At 77.9% G+C, this 675-nt stretch carries 2 protein-coding genes; both read right to left on the bottom strand.

Annotated features, from left to right (window positions below; genetic code table 11):
- Positions 1-18: 18 nt before the first annotated feature.
- A complete protein-coding gene (locus tag AC2W7A_RS13155) occupies positions 19-336 on the bottom strand; it encodes an iron chelate uptake ABC transporter family permease subunit (protein ID WP_485991713.1) in 318 nt (105 codons plus the stop codon).
- A gap of 90 nt (positions 337-426) precedes the next feature.
- Positions 427-675: iron chelate uptake ABC transporter family permease subunit (locus AC2W7A_RS13150; RefSeq protein ID WP_485991711.1), on the bottom strand; the 249-nt coding region annotated here is incomplete at its 5' end.

The following is a 675-nucleotide window of genomic DNA, read 5'->3' as shown; positions in this document are numbered from 1 at the left end:
GTGCCGTGGCGGCGCGCGTCAGGTCCGATCCTCCGCCGGTCTCGCCCGGCGGTCGCCAGCCATCCCCAGCACCGACCGCCGCCGCGCGCCCTGGGTGACGCCCAGGATGTCCGGCGAGGCCAGAGGGTTGCGCAGCGTGCGCCGGTAGAGCGCGCCGGCCGCGCCCAGGGTGGCGCCGGTGAGCACCGCGGCCACGGCGCGGGGCAGCTTCTCCTCCAGCACGATGAAGCTCGCTCCCGGGATCGTCTCCCCGCCCAGGATCCGCACGAGGTCCGGGACGGTCACCTGGTACGTGCCCCACACCACGCGCAGCAGGGCGAGGGCCAGCACGGCCACGGCGAGGCCCGCGCAGGCCCCCTCCGAGGCGGCGCCGGTCGGAGCGGCGCAGGCGGGCGACGACGTCGTCCGAGACGGTGCGCTGGAGGCTCATGCGGCCACCCCCGGGCGGCGCAGCAGCGCCAGCAGCACGGGCACGCCGAGCAGGACGGTGGTCACCCCGAGGTGGATCTCCCCGGGCGCCACGATGAGCCGCCCGGCGAGGTCCGCGAGGACCACGAGGACGGCGCCCCACAGGGCGCAGCCGACCATCAGGGCCCGCGTGCTCGGCGGCCGCAGACGGCGCAGCGCGCGGGCGACGAGCAGCCCCACGAACCCGAACCCGGACCCGGCCCAGGC

Source organism: Micrococcus sp. LASM2_SD2 (genome assembly GCF_057364565.1).
This window is presented reverse-complemented; position numbering and strand designations above follow the sequence as displayed.